Here is a 15,155-nt window from a genome sequence, read left to right on the forward strand (position 1 = left end):
CCCCGTCAGCCGTCAACACATCAGACAACAAAAAAGCCCTGAGCCGCGACAAGTTCGTAAACTATGTCGCGACTCAGGACATTGGTGGACCCAGGGGGATTCGAACCCCCGACCTCTTCATTGCGAACGAAGCGCGCTACCAACTGCGCCATGGGCCCGTGAACTCAGCTAGATTATCACGCGCTCAGCCCACTGCTCGACGTGCGAGCAGCTCTCGCACGTGAGATTCGATCTCGGCGTCGTCGACGATGCCCATGCGCGCATAGGGAGATTCCGCCTCGGATGCTGCAGCTGCGGGGCGCGCCGGAAGCACGGTGGGCGCAGGTGGCGCGAGTTCTTCCGCGCGGCGTCGCAGTTCTGCGAGTTGCGCTGCCCGGCGCCGCTCGCCCTGGGCATCGATCTCTGCCTGCGCGGCCTGCGCGCGCGAACCGGAGACCGTGACCATCGGCTGCGGGAGCGAACGAGGGGTCCACGGCGCCCGGCCCTGATCGTGCAGCGGCGGAGAGACCCGCGCGGTTGTCGGTGTCGCGACCTTACGAGCAGCACGTCGCACGCTGTGCTGCGCGACGTGGGCCATTCGCGTCAAGACGGTGATGCCGGCGATAGCAAGCAGAGCACCGGCTGCGATCAGCATCCACCCGCCGACGGCGATGAGCTGCCACGTGCCCAGCCCCAGCATGCCGATCGCCAGGATGAATGCCGAACTCGCGGTGAAGCGCACCCTTCGGCGCGCTCGCGCCTGGCGCACCACCGGATCCAAGCGCGTCGCCGCGAGCTCCTGCCGCAGCTGCTCAAGCTCGACGTTCTCCTTCTCGGCCTGCATGCGCTTCGCCAGACGCTGCTGTGCGAGCGCATGCCGAGCGGTCAGCTCCAGTCGCACCTCTTCGGGCGTCTCACTGGTCTCTGCGAGTACCCGCAGTGCCTGGTTCAGACGAACCGCATTGCGCTCGGCCGAATAGTACTGATGGCGGCCGCGCCAGCTGGGCAGAAAGTACAGCGCCCAGAGCAGCACGGCGACGACGACGATCACGCCCCCGCTCAGCACCGGCCCATTCATAAGTCCACGGTAAGCGAGAAGAACACGCCATTCGAAACATCCGGCGCGTGTCGCGCTGAGATTCAGCCGTGCAGCAGGTCCGAGGGCGGAATCGCCGCTGCGCTCTCGGGCGCAGCGCCATGCAGCCAGCGCAGCAGTACACCCCGGGGAACGTCCTCGCGCGTGAGCGCGAACGCGTAATGGTCTCGCCAATCCCCGTCGATGTGGATGTAGCGGCGCCGCAGGCCCTCGTATCGGAAGCCGAGCTTCTGCACGACCCGCAGGCTGGCGTGGTTCTCCGGCCGGATGCAGATCTCCATGCGGTGCAGACCGAACTGCTCGAAGCTGGCGTCGGTCGCCATCGCGACTGCCGTCGGGGTGATCGCCTTTCCGGCGAACCGCTCGCTCACCCAGTAGCCGATCGTCGCCGAGCTGAGCGAACCGCGGGCCACTCCCCAGATGTTGAGCTGCCCGGCGATCTCGCCGTCGTACTCCATGATGAAGGGATAGCCGCCGCCGTCACGATACTGCTGCAGCAGCCGGCGGATGCTCACGCGCATGTCGAACGACGCCGTGCCGCCGGGAATCGTCGCCTCCCACTGCTGCAGCCAGCTGCGATTCAAAAGCAGCTCTCTCTGCAGCGTCCGCGCATCCCGGGTGCGCGCGAGGCGCACCGAGATCGGCCCGTACTGCAGCGGGGCCGGGGCGTCGAGCTGCATGTCTGCTCCCGCGCCTAGAGGCGCTCGGCGAAGTCTTTCAGCCACGGACGCAGGTCCGTGCCGAGATCGTCGCGGTCGACCGCGAGCTGGACGATCGCCTTGATGTAGTCGACCCGATCACCGGTGTCATAGCGGCGACCGCCGAAGATGACGCCGACGACGCCGGGCCCGTTCTCATCGGCAGCCATCTCCTGCAGCGCATCCGTCAGCTGGATCTCGCCGCCCTTGCCGGGTTCCGTGCGCTCGAGGATCTCGAAGATGCTCGATGGCAGGACGTACCGGCCGATCACCGCGAGATTCGACGGGGCATCCTCCGGGGCAGGCTTCTCCACAAGGCCCGTCACCTTCACGATGCCCGCGTCATCGGTCGTCTCCACCGCGGCCGCGCCATACATCTGGATCTGTGCCGGGTCGACCTCCATGAGGGCGATCACGGCGGCGCCGGTCTTCTCGTGCGCGTCGATCATGTCGGTGAGCAGAGTCTCGCGCTCGTCGATCAGATCATCTCCGAGCAGCACCGCGAAGGCGCTGTCGCCGACGTGGGTGCGGGCGCGCAGCACTGCGTGTCCGAGGCCCTTCGGTTCGCCCTGGCGGACGAAGTGGATGTCAGCGAGGTCACTCGACTTCATCACGCGCTCCAGGCGACCATGGTCGCCCTTCTGCTGCAGCCTGACCTCAAGCTCCGGCACGGAGTCGAAGTGGTCGGAGATCGCATTCTTGTTGCGTCCGATGATGACGAGGATGTCGTCGATGCCGGCTCCGACAGCCTCTTCAACCACGTACTGGATCGCGGGCTTGTCGACGACAGGGAGCATTTCCTTCGGCATCGCCTTGGTCGCCGGCAGGAATCGTGTCCCCAGGCCGGCTGCCGGGATGACCGCCTTCATCTTCTTCATGCCGCAAGCATAGCGGCGCGCCGCGCCCCGTCCGGTCCACGAGAACGCAACCTATGATCGAAGAATGCGAAGCGAAGCCGAACAGCAGAAGCGTGCGCTGCGCGCCGAACTTCGCGAGCGCAGGCAGCTCCTCTCCGAGCCGCAGCGCGATGACGCAGCATCCGGTATCGCAGAACAGCTCGATGCGCTGGTCGCGGCACACAATGCGCAGTCCGTTTCCTGTTTTCTCTCCACGACCACCGAACCGGATACGCGGGTTTTCCTGCGTGGAGCGATCGCCCGCGGCGTCCGAGTGCTCCTGCCGATCACCCGCGCCGACGGGCTGCTGGACTGGGCGGTCGCCGACGATGTCGACGACGTCGCAGAGGGACTGTTCGGCCTGCCCGAGCCGACCACCGAGGTTCTCGGTCCGATCGCCGTCAACGACGTCGACCTCATGATCATCCCGGCCGCCGCCATCGACAGCTCCGGAACACGGCTGGGCTGGGGCCGCGGCTACTTCGACAAGACCATCGGTTCGATGGAGAAATGTCCTCCGGTCTACGCGGTCATCTATGATTCGGAAGTACTCGATTCACTGCCGCGCGAGCTGCACGACCAGCCAGTGGACGGCGTCATCACTCCGACGCAGACCATCACGCTCTCGTCCGCACGGAACTGACCAGGGAGCCCTCCCCATGCCCACTTATGCCTATGCCTGCACGACGTGCGACCATCGCTTCGATATCGTGCAGAGCTTCTCCGAAGACTCGCTGACGGTGTGCCCGGAATGCAGCGGCCCGCTGCGCAAACAATACGGAACCGTCGGGGTGACCTTCAACGGTTCCGGTTTCTATCGAAACGACTCGCGTGCGAATGCTGGTGGTCAGAAGAAGGATCCGGCATCATCGAAAACGGATGCTTCAGCGAGTTCCACACCGGCGCCCGCGAAGACCCCGGCCTCATCCTGAGTCCGCACACGAAACAAGGGGTTTCCATGTTCAAGGGATTCAAAGAATTCATCGCGCAGGGCAATGTGATCGACCTCGCGGTCGCGGTCGTGATCGGCGGCGCGTTCACTGCCATCGTCAACGCCGTCGTCTCCAGCATCATCACCCCGCTCGTCGCACTCTTCTTCGAAGCTGACAAGGCCGGAAAGTTTGGTCCGACGATCACCGGCATCTACGGGCAGGACGTGACCTTCCCGCTCGGCGAGCTGATCTCTGCGATCATCAGCTTCATTGCGGTCGCGCTGGTGGTCTATTTCGTCTTCGTCGTTCCGATGAACAAGTTCAAGGAGCGCCAGGCCGCCAAGAACCCGGCCGTCGAAGAAGCCACCCTGCCGACCGAGCAGGAACTGCTCATCGAGATCCGCGACCAGCTGCGCAAGAACGCCCTCAGCTGAATCACTCTTCTTGAAGAGAACGCCCTGCCCTTCGGGTCGGGGCGTTCTTTCGTGCTCCCGCCCGTCTCAGGACGGCTCCGGCTCAATAGTGCGGCGGCACCTCGCGCAGCATCCGATCGTCGTTGGGTCCTGACTCGCTAGACGGTGCGTTCGGCGGTTCATCCGCGCGCCGGTCGGGCACTGGGGTGGTGCCGGGCATCGGGGTCAGCTGCGCCCGTCGCGCACCGGCGACGCGCACGACATGCTGGCGCTCGTCAGTCATCGAGATCGAGCGGCTGGGTGTCATGCTCGGCACGCACGGCGTCTTCTTCGATGCCGAGCACGGTCGCGATCCGGCGGGCCACGGTGGCCGGATCACTGTAGAGGTCGAAGGCGTGCACGCGCACATAGTGCCAGCCGAGACGGCGCAGCACCTGGGGTCGCAAGCGCAGCGTCTCCCGCAGCGATTCGCCGTGCGATTCCGGATCCGATTCGATGACGACGGCCCGGCCGCCGTGCTGCGCGACCAGCGGCAGCAATCCGCGGTAGTCGACGTCGACCGACGCGCCCAGGCGCCGCAGCTCCCGCGCGAGAGCGAGGGTGAGCGGGTCGGCAAGGTCTTCGAGCCGTGCATCGCGTGCGCGAGCGGCGAGTCCGCCGAGAATCGACATCAGCGTGGAGGCGCCGTGCTCGAGACGGCCCTCGTCGAACGCAGACGGACGGATGCAGGAGACGATCACCATCGACCTGCGCGCGCGCGTCATGCCGACCGTCAGCAGCCGCTCGCCGTCTTCCTGCGACAGGTCGCCGAAGTCGCTGAGCACGCGGCCGTGTTTGGTGAGACCGAAGCCCAGCGAGAAGATGACCCGGTCGCGGCTCTCGGCGACCGACTCCTCCAGCGTCAGCACCGCGAACGGCTCGGCGGTGTCGCGGCCGATGAAGTCCGCGACATCGGAGCGGCCGGCGAAGGCGGATGCTACGGCCGCGCGCACGCGCTCGGCGTGGCGCCTGCTGGCGGTGACGACCATGAGCGACTCGGCGGGCCTGTTGATCGCATGCTCCACCACGAGCGTGACCACGCGCGCGACCTCGGCATCCGGACTCTCGACAGCCCCCGATTCGGGGTCGGGTGCGCCCACACCGCGTTCGACGTAGTCGACGGTGAGGCTGCCTCGACCGAGATAGGAGCCGGCCCACGGCAGTGAGACGATCTCTCCGCCGTAGAAGGCGTCGTTGATCAGCTCGGCGAGATCTTCGCCCCCGGCGCGGTAGCTGCGGGTCAGCGTCATCACCGGAAGCAGATCAGCGAGTCGTTCGAACACGGAGACCTCGTCGAACGCGACCTCTGGTTCCCATTCCGCATCCGGCAGGGTCGCCACAGTGAACGGCGTGGGCTTCTGAGTGACCGGGTCGCCGAAGGCGACGATCTGGCGGGCGCGGCGAATGGCCGGCGCTGTCTCAGCGAGGTTCACCGCGGCGGCATCCACGAGGAGCACCGCGTCGAACTCGACGGAATCCGGGATCTCGGGCACCTCGTAAGGCGACGCGATCCAGACCGGGGCGAGCACACGGGTCAGATCCGGTGCTGCCGAGATGATCTCGGCAGTGGTCGTCTCGGCCTGCTTCAGCGCACGACGCAGGTGCGCGGCCTGATCCGGCTCGTCGACGATGGCGATGCGCCACTGGTTGGCGAGGTTCCAGGCGAGCAGCGGACCAGCCATCGCCGTGTGCGCTTCGTCCACAAGACGGTAATCGCGTTCGAGGCGATCGACGACGGCGGTGTTCGCGCCGAGCAGCGAGCGGTCGTCCTGCAGTGCGCGCTCGAGCAGCGACTGCCACCAGCAGAACTCCAGCTCATCCGATACGCGTTCCTCAGGAACATGGCGGACCGACAGATCGGCCAGCAGTGGTCGGAGGCCGAGCCCGGACAGCGCATCGCGGATCTCGGTGCGCTCGACGAGGTTCTCGAACACGGCAGAGCGAGCAGCGAGTCCGGAGAGCGTGCGCACCAGGCGCGCCACCGGAAGGGAGGACAGCGGCTCCTTGCGACCGAGCGCGACGTCGAGGGCTCCCAGATCAGCAGTCACACGCTGCCAGGCGACGTGCACGTCCGCCATTCCCAGCGGCACCTGCGGGGCGACCCCGGCATCGACGTACCGCTGCCACTGGGTGCGCTGCTGCTGGATGCGCAGCAGCGCTTCGTGCATCTCGGAGACGTGTGCACCCGGGCGAACATACTCTTTCGCCAGGCGCTTGAGGCGCCGTCGGTTCGCCGATGACATGCCCGGGGCATCACGGCGAGAGCCGTGAGCCTGAATCAGTTCGCCGAGCGGACGCTGGAAAACGGTGGGGCTGAAGCGGTCGAGCGAGTCGCGCATCCCCTGCAGCAGCTGCAGATAGTCGCCGAGCTCATCGATGGTGGAGAACGGACGCATGCTGGTCTGTGCGATCAGCTCGTAGCCGCGCTCCAGCAGCGCAGGAACCGCAGTTCCGTGCAGTTCTCCCGCGAGCGCGTGCGCACTCTGGGCTGCCTCGGTGCTGTCGAAGCTGACCCCGTACCAGGGCGAATCGTCGGGGCCGAAGCGGAATTCTCCCAGTTTCGCCGCGCGGGTGAGCGCCCGAGCAGCGTCCGTGCGGTCTCCCGCCAGCGCTTCGAGCGTCGTCATCGGCAGCCGTGCGCCGGTCGAGGGCGGAACCGACAGCGACGCGAGTCGGGTCAGCTGTCGCGTTGCCTGCAGAACGGATGCCCCGGTGCGACCCACCGGCTCAGCGAGAGCCTTTCGATAGTCGCGCAGCACGGCACGCAGGCGCACCAGCGCCTCGTCGACCTCGGTCGCCTTGGGCTGCGTGGCCTTCTCACTCCGGCCGATCGCCCGGATGAGGTCGCGACGGACCGTGGGCGGAGAAACAGCGAGTCCGTCCAGACCGATTCCGGCGAGGCGGTGCCGGACGCCTTCGAGGGTCGATCGGCGGGCGGATACCACGAGCACGCGTTTGCCCGCACGCACGAATGCCCCGAGAGCGTTGATCACCGTCTGGGTTCCGCCGGTTCCCGGCAGCGTCGAAACGACGAACGAATGTCCGGCATCGATGCGCGCGAGCACTTCCTCCTGCTCGTTGTCGGCATCCAGCAGCAGTCGCTCGGATGCCGGGGCGCGGTCATCCGGGCTGACGATCGTCGGAGCCGGACGACGGGCCGAGACCAGTTCGCGGTCGCTGGAATGACCGGCGAGCGCGTTGAGCACGGGGTGGTCGAGGTTCACCATGTCGCGCACCATCGCCGCGGCAACATCTGCGAACGTCGAGACGACCAGACGCGGATGCACGGCGAATGTGTCGATCGAGCTGGTGAGGGCGCGCAGCTGGTCGATGACGGGTTGCGGCTTGAATACCCCGCCGTCATACGCGAGGGCCGACAAACGGGCGGGGTCGAGACTGAGCCCGAAGTGGTCGTGGGCGACGCGCACGAGTTCGGGATTCACCTCGAATGCGCCTTGAAGCCTGAGCTCGAAGTCAGCGTGGTGGCGCCGGATCGCCAGTGGGCGAAGCAGCACCGGAGCGGCGAAGTCCGCTCCCCCAACTCGCCACCGGGCGATGCCGACGGCGAGATGCACGGCGTCGATGCCGCGCACGGTGCGCAGCTCGGTACTGCGTGCGGTGATCCGCTCGGCAGCCAGCCGCGCCGTGCGCAGCCCCACTTCATCGCGGAAGAGGTTCGACAGCAGCGTGGAGCGGCCGGTGATGAACTGCGGCAGGCTGCCCGGGTGCGCCTTGGAGATGTCGATGCTCGCATCGGGTGCATCTTCGAAGGTGATCAGCGGCGATGCGCCGCCGAGATCGGCTGCTTCTGCCCGCAGTTCTGTGCGGCGCGCCTCTGCCGCGTGGGCGATGTCGACCCCGGTGGATGAGTCGCTCAGGTCGCCGAGGATCATCGCGGCATCATCTCCCGCATCCTCCGCGTCCTTCGCCTCTCGTCGCCACACATATCAACCCTAGGCGCGCCACGCGCGGGCAGCGGTATCCCGGGCCGATCTGCGCGTATTCTCTGATGCCGCCTCGGAGGCAAGGCCGGAGCCGTTCCCCCCTGCACAGATGTCCCTCCAGCAAGAGTTGTCCCCGGATGCCGGGTTTCCGGAGCCGCGTCCGCGGATACGGCAGCAGGATAGGGGCATGAGCTTTCGATATGACTTCGCCCCGACACCGTTCGGTGATGCACTCGCGGTGTTCTCGGATGCTGGCATCGTCGGTCTCGACCTCTCCGAGGCCGCGGATCCGAGCGTGCCGTGGCTGTTGGAGAACTTCACCCGCCGCCTCGGTGCGGCCCCCGAATACGCGGCTGGCGCTGCGGACGAGCTCGCGCATCTGCTGGCCGACTACTTCGACGGTGCGCCGATCCGCTTCGATGAGCGCATCCGCTTCGATTGGCGGCTCATCGAGGGCTTCTCTCGAGATGCACTGCAGGCCGTATGCGATATCCCCTGGGGAGAGACGATGAGCTACGGCGAAGTGGCAGTCATTGCCGGAAGCCCCGGTGCTGCGCGAGCGGTGGGGTCGGCATGCCGTGTGACTCCCTTTTCGATCGTCGTTCCGGTGCACCGCGTCATTCGTTCGGACGGCACACCCGGTCACTACGGCGCGCATCCCGAGCGCAAACGCTTTCTGCTCGACCTCGAGCGTGGAACGGCGCAGTAGAGAACGAGCGGACCTCGGCGAGTAGGCCGCCGAGGTCCGCTGCATGCGATTCTCTTCGTTGGGCTGTGCCCACGGCCGCGGTGATAAAGTCGACGCTACGAAAGGGGCCCGCGGTGGCGTCACCTCGCACAACTCGACGGTCGGTGAATGCGCGCACTCCGATAGAGCCCATGGAGCAGCTCGTCGCCGAAGGCGTGCGCGAACTGGCGCAGCGCACTCGCTTTCCGGTGGCTTTCGGCGGCCTCATCGAAGACGGCGTCGTCACCGTGACCAGCATCTTCGGAAATCGAACTCCCAGCCTCGAGGGACTGCGCGTCCACCCGGAGCGCGGCCTCGGCGGACGCGCCATGACGGAGCTGCGCCCCCGCATGACGAACAACTATCGGACCTCGCAGCAGATCACGCACGATTACGACATGTTCGTGCTCGGTGAAGGGCTGCGCACACTTCTGGCACTGCCGATCGTCGTGGAGGGCCACCCGCGAGGCGTGCTGTACGCCGGCTCGTGGGAGGAGTCTCAGGTCGGCGGGGTGACGACGGCGCCGGCGATGAGCATCGCCCAGCGTCTCGGCACGGAACTCCGCATCCGTGACGAGGTCGCCCGGCGGGTGGAAGCCGTCGCACCGCCGCCGTCGTTCGATGCACCGCAGCGCGAAGACCTCCGTGAGAGCTTCGCCGAGTTGCGCAGCATCGCCGCCGAGATCACCGATGAAGACCTGTGCGAGCGCATCGCGGTGGTGCAGCGACGACTGCTCGGACTGACAGCGGCTGAGGCAAAGGCGCCATCAGACCCCGGCATCCGACTCTCACCCCGCGAGGTCGACGTATTGGCGTGCGCCGCGATAGGTTCCACGAACGCAGAAATCGCCGTGCGGCTCGGGCTCCGCGAGGGCACCATCAAGGCATATCTCAGTACCGCGATGGCGAAGCTCGATGCCTCTACGCGACATGCCGCCGTTGCACGGGCACGCCGCGCGGGCCTGCTCCCGTGATGGCGAACCGATATCACGAACAGATGATTTGAGGTTGCCTGAATCAGAGAATATCGCTCGATATATTGCAACCATTCTTCCCATTCATTCGGTTTGAATGAGCCGTTATTGCGAATGCCGCAATTCACGAATATCGTGGGCGCATGGCCAGAAAAATTGTGCACCAGCTCGTTGATGATATCGATGGCACGCTTCTAGAGAGTGGCGAGGGCGAGACAATTCATTTCTCGTTGAACGGCGCCGCTTATGAGATCGACCTGACGAGTGCTCACGCAAGTGAGCTGCGTGAGGCGCTCGCTCCCTATATATCCGCGGGACGTCGGGCAACCGCGACAAGCGGCAGCTCAGCCGCCGCACGTCGTCGCACGCCCGGCAATTCCGACACCAGCGCAATTCGCGCATGGGCGAAGCAGTCCGGAATGAAGGTCTCGGAGCGGGGCAGGATCCCCGCAGAGATCGTTGAGGCGTACCGCGCAGCGCACTGACCTCTCCATCACTTGTCGGTCGAGGCCCCATGGGCGTCGACCGACAAGTGTTTGGAGCGCCACTAGACTTGTCTGGCGCCTTCGTAGCTCAGCCGGATAGAGCGGCCCTCTCCTAAAGGGCAGGTCGCAGGTTCGAATCCTGTCGGGGGCACGATCGTGACTCGGCCTATGCCGCCAAGGCCAGATACGGCTCCCACCGCGGGTCTCGTCCGCGCTCAGCGCCACGCACGATCCAGGGGGCGCCACGCGGTGGCAGCGGCGCGTTCTGCAGCATCCACCCCATCTCCTGCGGTGTGCGGTCGCTTTTGATGTTGTTGCATCTCAGGCAGCAGGCGACGAGGTTCTCCCAACTGTAACCGCCCCCACGGGAGCGCGGCAGCACGTGGTCGATCGTCGCCGCCGCCTTGCCGCAGTACGCGCAGCGATGGGCGTCACGACGCAGCACGCCACGTCGGGTGACGGGAAGCCGTCTCGAAGACGGCATCCGAACGTATCGGGACAGAATGATCACGACCGGGCGCTCGTAGGCGCTGCGGCCGGCCCACACCGGATCACCCTCGACGTGTTCGATCACGCTGGCCTTGTCGTTCATGACGAGCACCATGGCTCTTTTGAACGAGACCACGGTGAGCGGTTCGTATCCCGCATTCAGAACGAGTGTGCGCATTGTCGTCATCCTCTCGATCCGTCCGGGATGGCTTCCCGGAGCTGTCGACTCACACGACGTCGCACAAGAAACAGAAGAGCGCAGAAACGAAAAAGGCGCTGTCGGATGACAGCGCCCATTCTGCTCGACCATGCCGAGCCTGTTTTGCGAGGAATGCCGGAGAACCATTCGTCCGAGCGCATCCATGGTGCGGATGCTCGGTACCGGTTCCATCGGCTTCTCCTGCCCGTACGACGACGCGTACAGGCTAGCTCATCCGCCTGTGCAGGCGGGGAACTCCGTTTGACACGCGGGAATCGCGTTCAAACGGATGCTGGAGGGAGAACTCAGCCCGCGTTGGCTCGCAGCCAGCCGATCGGCTCGACGAGGGATCCATTGATTTGGACCTCGAAGTGCAGGTGAGCCCCATAAGACCGGCCGGTATTGCCGACCTTGCCGATGAACTGACCCGCCTGAACAGTCTGCCCCGCGCTGACCGCTCGCGTTCCGTGGATCATATGCGCGTACGTGGTGGAAACACGCTGACCGCCCACGACCGAGTCGATGACGATGGCGACGCCGTAACCGTAGTAGCTCTCGGAGGAGATGCGGACCACGCCGCTGGTGGCGGCGAAGATGGGTGTGCCAGCGGGCGCGACCATGTCGGCGCCGTTGTGGCCGTTGCCGAGCGTGCGGCTGACGTAATAGGAGCCGCCGGGCAGTGGCGAACGGACTTCGCCTGAGCCGGCCGAGATCAGGCGCAGATCTGCGTCGCTGATGACCGATCCGCCACCGCTGCTGGCGACCCGGGCCGCAGCCGCTGCGGCGGCAGCGCGGGCCTTGGCTGCTTCTTCTGCCTTCTTCTTCGCGATCTCTTCTGGAGTGGTCGCGGAGTAGCTGCCGCGCTCCATCGGGGTCGTGGTCGCCTGCGACGCGACGACGAGCGATTGCGCATCGTCGACGGCCATCTGCTGCAGCGTTGCCGCCGCCTGGGCAGCAGGGGCCTTCGTGCCCGCATAGGCCGGAAGAGCGACAGCGGCGACAAGAGCGCCGACTGCGGCGAAGATGGCAACCGTCCGCATGGGCTTCACGCTGGAGCGGGAACGGGTGGTGGCACGGCGTCGCGTTGACTTCTTGATGTCTGCAACGGTGTCGGTCGTGACGATCTCTGCGGCCAAAAGGTATTCCTCCTGCGCCTCCGCGCTCTCGGGCGAGCGCTGACTCGTCAGCAATATCGATAATCGGGCACGTAATCATGCACAGTGTGCGAACTACACGTAAAGGCGACGAGCCAGGGAGGCAACCTTCACGATCGTTGTCGACGGGCTTCTCGCTGACAACTCAAATCACGCTACCGGAAGATAACGATTCTGTCACCCTCAGAACCTGGCAATCTGCCGGATCGTCGGATAAATCATCGCTGATCAGGAACTCTCTACGACCAGAAAGATGTGCGAAGCGAGCTCGATCGGCAACTCCAGACCCTCGTCACGCCCGTCCATCTCGATGAGCACGTAACCCTCGCTGTAGCTGTAATTTCCTCGCGCGCCGGGTACGACTCCCGCATCACGCAGCTGCTCGAGCAGTTCCGGATCGACCTGAGCTGGTTCGGCGAGGCGGCGCACCGTGCCCTGGATCGGCTCACCCGCGGCATCCAGCTTCTTCACCAGGCCGATCACGCCTTCGTCGAACGTGCGCGCAGGCATGTCCCCGAGCTGGTCGAGCCCGGGGATCGGGTTGCCGTACGGCGACTCGGTCGGGTGACCGAGCAGTTCGACGAGCCGACGTTCGACCTGCTCGCTCATCACGTGCTCCCACCGGCACGCCTCTTCATGCACATAGGCCCAGTCCAAGCCGATGACATCCGACAGCAGCCGCTCGGCGAGGCGGTGCTTGCGCATCACGTCGACCGCCTTGCGGCGCCCTGCGTCGGTGAGCTCCAGCCGGCGGTCTTCTGAGACGACGACCAGCCCATCGCGCTCCATGCGACCTACCGTCTGCGAAACAGTGGGACCGGAGTGGCCGAGGCGCTCGGAGATCCGCGCACGCAGCGGCACGATGTTCTCCTCTTCGAGCTCGAGGATCGTGCGAAGGTACATCTCGGTGGTGTCGATCAGATCAGTCATGCGGGCCCTCCGGAGGTTCTTAGGCAAGCCTACCTTCCTGGCGTGCGCCGCCGTCGGACATGCGGCGCGATGGACGCAGTCATTCCCCATACAATCGAGCCATGGCGATCGAGATCCCCCGCGAACTCCTGCCCGTCGACGGACGATTCGGCTGCGGCCCGTCCAAGGTGCGCCCCGCGCAGATCGAGGCTCTCGCTGCGGCGGGCTCGAGCCTGCTCGGCACGTCGCACCGCCAGCCCCCGGTGAAGAACCTCGTCGGCAGCGTGCGCGAGCGCCTCGCCACCCTCTTTCGACTCCCTGACGGCTACGAGATCCTGCTGGGCAACGGCGGCTCGACGGCCTTCTGGGACGCGGCCGCATTCGGTCTGATCGAGCATCGCAGCCAGAATCTCGTGTTCGGCGAGTTCGGCGGCAAGTTCGCCAAGGCCGCCGCCGCACCGTGGCTGGAGGCACCCGACGTCCGAAAGGCCGAACCCGGGTCGCTGAGCACCGCCGAGGTCACGGACGGCGTCGATGTATACGCCTGGCCGCACAACGAGACCTCGACGGGTGTAGCGGCTCCCGTGCAGCGCATCGCCGCCGACGGCGCGCTCACCGTCATCGATGCCACCAGCGCCGCCGGAGGCATCGACTTCGACGTGACGCAGGCCGACGTCTACTATTTCGCACCGCAGAAGAACCTCGGCTCGGATGGCGGATTGTGGCTGGCGGCTGTCTCCCCCGCCGCCATCGAGCGCATCGAGCGCATCGCCGCATCCGGACGCTACATTCCGGAGTTCCTCAGTCTGAAGAACGTCGTCGACAACTCACGGCTGAACCAGACGCTGAACACCCCCGCGCTGTCGACGCTGCATCTGCTCGACAGCCAGCTGGAGTGGATCCTCTCGAACGGCGGCTTGAACTGGGCGGGTGCCCGCACCACCGAGTCCTCCGGACTGCTCTATGACTGGGCCGAGAAATCGAAGGCGGCGACTCCCTTCGTGACAGATGCTGCGCAGCGCTCTCCCGTGGTGGCGACCATCGACTTCGATGACAGCGTGGATGCGGCAGCGGTCGCGAAGACGCTGCGCGCCAACGGGATCGTGGACACCGAGCCGTACCGCAAGCTCGGCCGCAATCAGTTGCGGATCGCGACTTTCGTCTCGATCGAGCCCGACGATGTGCGCCAGCTCATCCGCGTGATCGACTACGTCCTGACCCAGCGGGGCTGAGCCCCAGGGCGGGCCGCCGCCCGCTGGGACGGCTATTCGTCGTCGGACTCGTCGTTGTCGGACTCGTCGTTGTCGGACTCGTCGCTGTCGACGTCCGATTCATCGAGCTCGTCGATGTCGACGCCATCGAGGTCGCCCGCATGCAGCCGCCCTGATCCGTCATCGTCGTCATCATCGTCATCGTCATCGTCGTCGGAATCATCATCTGATTCGTCGTCGTCGGAATCATCATCGGGCGACTCGCCAGCGGCCGCGGCCTGCTCGGCGAGCTCGGCCTGGTGCGCGCGATACTCGGCGAGACGCTCTGCCCAAGGCACCCAATCGGGAGCAAGCAGCGCACCGTCGCCCGGCATCAGCTCGACCTCGAGCACAGTGGGCTCGGAATCCTCGACCTGTGCAACCGTGACTGTCCAGTACCAGCCCGGGTACCCCGGGAGGCGGTTCTCGAAGCGCAGCGAGACGGCACCGCTCTCCTCGCCAGAGTGACCCGCCGCCGGCCCCACGGTGGAGGCCGGGGTGATCTCGTACAGCGCGGCGAGCGCGAGCTCCCGCGTCGCCGAGGCTAGTTCGTCAGGCGTCGATGTCATCAGCAACCTTGCGCAGTACGGCGGCAACCTGGCGGCTGCGCCCCGAAGACGGGTATCGGCCCCGGCGCAGCTCGCCGCCCATGTCGTCGAGCAGCCGGACGAGGTCTTCGACGATGATCGCCATGTCATCAGCGTTCTTGCGCGTGGCCTTCGCAAGGCTCGGCGGCGCGTCGAGCACGCGAACCGACAGCGCCTGCGGGCCGCGGCGGCCGTCGGCCAGCCCGAACTCGACGCGTGAATTCTTCTTCACCGTGACGTCTGCGGGAAGGGCAGAGGCGTGCAGGAAGACGTCCTGGCCGTCATCGGAAGCGATGAAGCCGAACCCCTTCTCGTCGTCGTAGAACCTGACCTTGCCGGTTGGCATGGAGTACCTCGCTGAGTAGAACAACCGAAACGTCGCGC

The 15,155-nt window shown here is 66.0% G+C and carries 17 protein-coding genes and 2 tRNA genes; 8 read left to right on the top strand and 11 right to left on the bottom strand.

Features of this window, described 5'->3' with window-relative positions:
- Positions 1-82: 82 nt before the first annotated feature.
- From FM104_RS00010 to galU, 4 genes are all read right to left on the bottom strand, one after another.
- A tRNA-Ala gene (locus FM104_RS00010) sits at positions 83-158 on the bottom strand.
- Between the two features lie 26 nt (positions 159-184).
- Positions 185-1,057 carry a hypothetical protein gene (locus FM104_RS00015; protein WP_087129415.1) on the bottom strand — a complete coding sequence of 291 codons (873 nt, stop codon included), beginning with the start codon at positions 1,055-1,057 and terminating at the stop codon, positions 185-187.
- Between the two features lie 62 nt (positions 1,058-1,119).
- A complete protein-coding gene (locus FM104_RS00020) occupies positions 1,120-1,755 on the bottom strand; it encodes a GNAT family N-acetyltransferase (RefSeq protein WP_179206609.1) in 636 nt (211 codons plus the stop codon).
- 14 nt (positions 1,756-1,769) lie between these two features.
- Entirely contained in the window at positions 1,770-2,642 is an 873-nt protein-coding gene (galU, locus tag FM104_RS00025) for a UTP--glucose-1-phosphate uridylyltransferase GalU (RefSeq protein ID WP_256971446.1), read from the bottom strand.
- Positions 2,643-2,715: 73 nt separating this feature from the next.
- Between galU and FM104_RS00030 the strand changes: the two genes are divergently transcribed.
- The 3 genes from FM104_RS00030 to mscL are packed head-to-tail and all read left to right on the top strand — an operon-like array spanning position 2,716 to position 4,035.
- Positions 2,716-3,312 carry a 5-formyltetrahydrofolate cyclo-ligase gene (locus tag FM104_RS00030; protein WP_087129417.1) on the top strand — a complete coding sequence of 199 codons (597 nt, stop codon included), beginning with the start codon at positions 2,716-2,718 and terminating at the stop codon, positions 3,310-3,312.
- Between the two features lie 16 nt (positions 3,313-3,328).
- Positions 3,329-3,601 carry an FmdB family zinc ribbon protein gene (locus tag FM104_RS00035; RefSeq protein WP_087129418.1) on the top strand — a complete coding sequence of 91 codons (273 nt, stop codon included), beginning with the start codon at positions 3,329-3,331 and terminating at the stop codon, positions 3,599-3,601.
- A gap of 26 nt (positions 3,602-3,627) precedes the next feature.
- Positions 3,628-4,035, top strand: a complete 408-nt coding sequence (gene mscL, locus FM104_RS00040; RefSeq protein ID WP_087129419.1) for a large conductance mechanosensitive channel protein MscL — start codon at positions 3,628-3,630, stop codon at positions 4,033-4,035.
- A gap of 82 nt (positions 4,036-4,117) precedes the next feature.
- On the opposite strand, the gene FM104_RS00045 is transcribed toward mscL, so the two are convergent.
- Together FM104_RS00045 and FM104_RS00050 are read right to left on the bottom strand one after the other, a co-directional pair.
- Positions 4,118-4,297: a hypothetical protein gene (locus FM104_RS00045; RefSeq protein WP_087129553.1), complete on the bottom strand. Its 180-nt coding sequence runs from the start codon at positions 4,295-4,297 to the stop codon at positions 4,118-4,120.
- Positions 4,290-7,946, bottom strand: a complete 3,657-nt coding sequence (locus tag FM104_RS00050; RefSeq protein WP_087129552.1) for an ATP-binding protein — start codon at positions 7,944-7,946, stop codon at positions 4,290-4,292. Before FM104_RS00050 ends, FM104_RS00045 begins: the two co-directional genes overlap by 8 nt.
- Positions 7,947-8,184: 238 nt before the next feature.
- Here FM104_RS00050 and FM104_RS00055 point away from each other — a divergent pair, with 238 nt between their 5' ends.
- From FM104_RS00055 to FM104_RS00070, 4 genes are all read left to right on the top strand, one after another.
- Positions 8,185-8,706: a methylated-DNA--[protein]-cysteine S-methyltransferase gene (locus tag FM104_RS00055; protein WP_087129420.1), complete on the top strand. Its 522-nt coding sequence runs from the start codon at positions 8,185-8,187 to the stop codon at positions 8,704-8,706.
- A gap of 170 nt (positions 8,707-8,876) precedes the next feature.
- Complete coding sequence (locus FM104_RS00060; RefSeq protein ID WP_087129421.1) at positions 8,877-9,698, top strand: LuxR C-terminal-related transcriptional regulator; 822 nt, start codon at positions 8,877-8,879, stop codon at positions 9,696-9,698.
- A 143-nt stretch (positions 9,699-9,841) separates the two neighbouring features.
- Positions 9,842-10,183: a histone-like nucleoid-structuring protein Lsr2 gene (locus tag FM104_RS00065; RefSeq protein WP_087129422.1), complete on the top strand. Its 342-nt coding sequence runs from the start codon at positions 9,842-9,844 to the stop codon at positions 10,181-10,183.
- Between the two features lie 77 nt (positions 10,184-10,260).
- Positions 10,261-10,334, top strand: a tRNA-Arg gene (locus tag FM104_RS00070).
- A 15-nt stretch (positions 10,335-10,349) separates the two neighbouring features.
- On the opposite strand, the gene FM104_RS00075 is transcribed toward FM104_RS00070, so the two are convergent.
- The 3 genes from FM104_RS00075 to FM104_RS00085 all read right to left on the bottom strand — a co-directional run bounded on the left by FM104_RS00075 (position 10,350) and on the right by FM104_RS00085 (position 12,955).
- Complete coding sequence (locus tag FM104_RS00075) at positions 10,350-10,850, bottom strand: HNH endonuclease (protein WP_087129423.1); 501 nt, start codon at positions 10,848-10,850, stop codon at positions 10,350-10,352.
- A 326-nt stretch (positions 10,851-11,176) separates the two neighbouring features.
- Positions 11,177-12,007, bottom strand: coding sequence for a M23 family metallopeptidase (locus FM104_RS00080; protein WP_256971429.1), 831 nt, complete (start codon positions 12,005-12,007; stop codon positions 11,177-11,179).
- A 246-nt stretch (positions 12,008-12,253) separates the two neighbouring features.
- Complete coding sequence (locus FM104_RS00085; protein ID WP_087129424.1) at positions 12,254-12,955, bottom strand: metal-dependent transcriptional regulator; 702 nt, start codon at positions 12,953-12,955, stop codon at positions 12,254-12,256.
- Between the two features lie 101 nt (positions 12,956-13,056).
- Between FM104_RS00085 and serC the strand changes: the two genes are divergently transcribed.
- Positions 13,057-14,166, top strand: a complete 1,110-nt coding sequence (serC, locus tag FM104_RS00090; protein ID WP_087129425.1) for a phosphoserine transaminase — start codon at positions 13,057-13,059, stop codon at positions 14,164-14,166.
- Positions 14,167-14,198: 32 nt separating this feature from the next.
- On the opposite strand, the gene FM104_RS00095 is transcribed toward serC, so the two are convergent.
- Entirely contained in the window at positions 14,199-14,753 is a 555-nt protein-coding gene (locus FM104_RS00095) for a DUF3027 domain-containing protein (RefSeq protein ID WP_087129426.1), read from the bottom strand.
- Entirely contained in the window at positions 14,737-15,117 is a 381-nt protein-coding gene (locus tag FM104_RS00100) for a cold-shock protein (protein WP_087129427.1), read from the bottom strand. The genes FM104_RS00095 and FM104_RS00100 overlap by 17 nt, the downstream gene beginning before the upstream one ends.
- Positions 15,118-15,155: the final 38 nt, after the last annotated feature.

Origin of the sequence: Microbacterium esteraromaticum (assembly GCF_900163815.1) — a bacterium.
Lineage (GTDB): Bacteria > Actinomycetota > Actinomycetes > Actinomycetales > Microbacteriaceae > Microbacterium > Microbacterium esteraromaticum_B.